A 2519-nucleotide genomic window follows, 5' to 3' on the forward strand; every position below is an offset into this window, starting at 1 on the left:
GGGAGCTGACCGTCTCCTCGGCGTTCCAGGTCGGCTACGACCAGCTCGCGCCGGAGCAGGCGCGGGCGTTCCGGCTGCTGTCGGCGGGCCCGCCCGCCGTGTTCGGGACGGCCGCGGCCGCCGCCACACTGCGCCGTCCACCGGCCGTGACGGGTGAACTGCTCGACTCGCTGGCCGAACTCGGCCTGCTGGAGGCACCCGCACCGGACGTCTACGCGTTCCACGATCTGCTGCGGCTGTTCGCCCGCGGCCTCAGCGAACGGCTCGACCCGCCCGCCGAACGGCTCCGCGCCGCCTGGCTCAACGCCTCGTTTATCGGCCGTTGATCACGCTGAGTGAGACTGGCGCCAGGGTGCGGGCCGCCGGGGAGTGGCGGTTCCGCGCACGGGAAGAGGCCCGGTCTCGCGACCGGGCCTCTCCGCTCCCCTTGTGTTCCGAGCGCTCGCTTGAATCCCCGCCGAACGCCCGCAGCGCTGGCAAGTCTTTCGAAACGGGAAACTCGTGACCATGCTGGTTTGTACCGGTCTTGGTGTGGATCTGTCGCGGAGGGCTGATGGCGGCCGACGAGAGCCAGCTCGTGAAACGCCGGGCGGAAGAGGTGATCGCCCGCTGTGTGGCGGCGATCCGCTCCCGCGACCCCGGGCTGTCGAACGCCAGGATCGCGGTCCGGATGGGCTGGGAGGAGAGCACCGTCCAGGCCGTCCTCGGCCGGCGGCGCACCCTCCAACCCGACTTTCTGCGTGATCTCGCCGGGGTCGCGGGACTGTCGGTCGTCGAGCTGTTCTCGGCGATGGGCTGGGTGCCCGAGGCCGAGGTCGGCAGCATGAGCGTGCCCGCGATGGCCAGCGAGGTCAGCCGGATGGCCGTCACGCTCGACCGGATGCGCCCGCTGCTCGAACTGGTCACCGCCGAAGGCCACTCCGCGCCCGCGACGGCCGTCGAGGCGCTCGGCCGGAACGCGCGCGCCGCCGAACGGTTCGAGGCCCGCCTCGGCTGGGTGCACTCCGGTGCGCGCTACCGGGCCATCACCGACCGGTTCGCCGAGTTCCTGCCGCTCGCCGACCCGCTGCCCTACGGCGAGGCCGTGGAGATGGCGCGCGCCGAAGGGCTGGTGTGGCGGCCGTCGCAGCACGAGCTCGCCGACGATCCGGGCTTCGCGTCGATCCGGCTGGAGCTCGCGGCGCTCACCCACCGGGCCCTGTCCGACGCCCGCGAATGGAGCTGGCAGGGCGGCCACGACCACCGCACCTGGCAGCGCGAAGCACGGCTGTGGCCGTCGCATCTGCTGGTCGAGGACGCCATCGGCGGCCAGCAGCGCCCCGAGGCCGCCGACCCCGCCCACGCCGACGGCCCGATCGTGGCGATCGGCGGACGGCACGGGCTCGGCATGTCCGACCAGATCCTGGCGGCGGCGCTCGGCTGGCAGTACGTCCTGGTCCGGGCGGATGTGGGGATCTCGCCGAGCGGCCATGTCTTCCATGTGCCGCGCGACCCGCTCTCCGGCAGGACCCTGGCCTGGTCGGCGGTCGCGGCACACGTCAGGGCACGGCACGAGGCGCGGGATCCGTGGCGTGCGGTGATCCTGGTGCGTCCCGCGGCGTTCGCGGGCCCGTCGTTCGATCCGGTCCGCTACGCGTTGAAGGCCCTGGCAGGGCTGCCGTGCCGGGTGCTGTACGCGCCGCCGCCGCTGGCGTTCCTGACGTCCTGGGCGGAGCGGATCGCGGGCGATCACCGGCCGGGGGAGTACGACACCGCGGCCTGGCTCGCCAGGACCAGATCCCTGTACTCGGTGGTCGAACGGGAGCTCGCCGGCCGCGTCGGCGATCTGCGGTTCACGCTGCCGCCCCTGCTCGGCGAGCTGACGGGCGACGATCCGCCGTCGCTGCCCGCGCCGGTGCTCGACTGGAGCGTCCGGCTGGCCGAGGCCGCCCGCCGGCGGCTGGCCTCTGATCATCCGGTGCGAGCCGGTCTCCTGCACGATCATCATCTGCTGCTGGCGACCGACCCGCTCGTCCCCGATTAGTCGCCTTCCTCTTCCCCGCCGACAGTTCTGTACCGCATGGTGTTGCCCCCTTCTCGGATAGGTAGGGCCAGTGCGCCATGCGTCCGGAGGCGGATTAGCCGCTGCTGACACAGGTTTCGGCGGGTTCGTTTCTCGCCCTGCCGGTGCTGTGTCGGGGGGCTCAGGACGGCCGGTCAGTGGCCGCCCGGATAGCAGAGCGGATGCTCTGTTACTCTCCAGTAATGCCCAGGCGACGGACCCACGACCTCGACCGGCTGCTGGACGTCACCGAGACCCTCGCCGCCGCGGGACCCGTCACGATCCGGGCCGTGGCCGCCGCGTCCGGGGTCTCCAACGGGGCGATCTACCACGCGTTCGGCTCGCTGCCAGGACTGCTGGCCAGAACCTGGCTACGGGCCGCGGCCGCGTTCCTCGACCTGCAGGGCTCGCTCGCCGCCGTCGCCGACCCCGTCGAAGCGGTCGTCGCCGCGGCGTCCGCGCCCGCGCTCTTCGCCGA

The 2519-nt window shown here is 72.8% G+C and carries 2 protein-coding genes and 1 pseudogene; all 3 read left to right on the forward strand.

The features are described from left to right. Positions 1-326: pseudogene (locus tag ACYVE7_RS32470) on the forward strand (hypothetical protein); the annotation flags it as partial. Between the two features lie 227 nt (positions 327-553). Then, a complete protein-coding gene (locus tag ACYVE7_RS32475) occupies positions 554-2023 on the forward strand; it encodes a hypothetical protein (RefSeq protein WP_460370199.1) in 1470 nt (489 codons plus the stop codon). A gap of 221 nt (positions 2024-2244) precedes the next feature. After that, a partial coding sequence (locus ACYVE7_RS32480) for a TetR family transcriptional regulator (RefSeq protein ID WP_460370201.1) occupies positions 2245-2519 on the forward strand: 275 nt, incomplete at its 3' end.

Source organism: Actinocorallia lasiicapitis, from assembly GCF_054778695.1.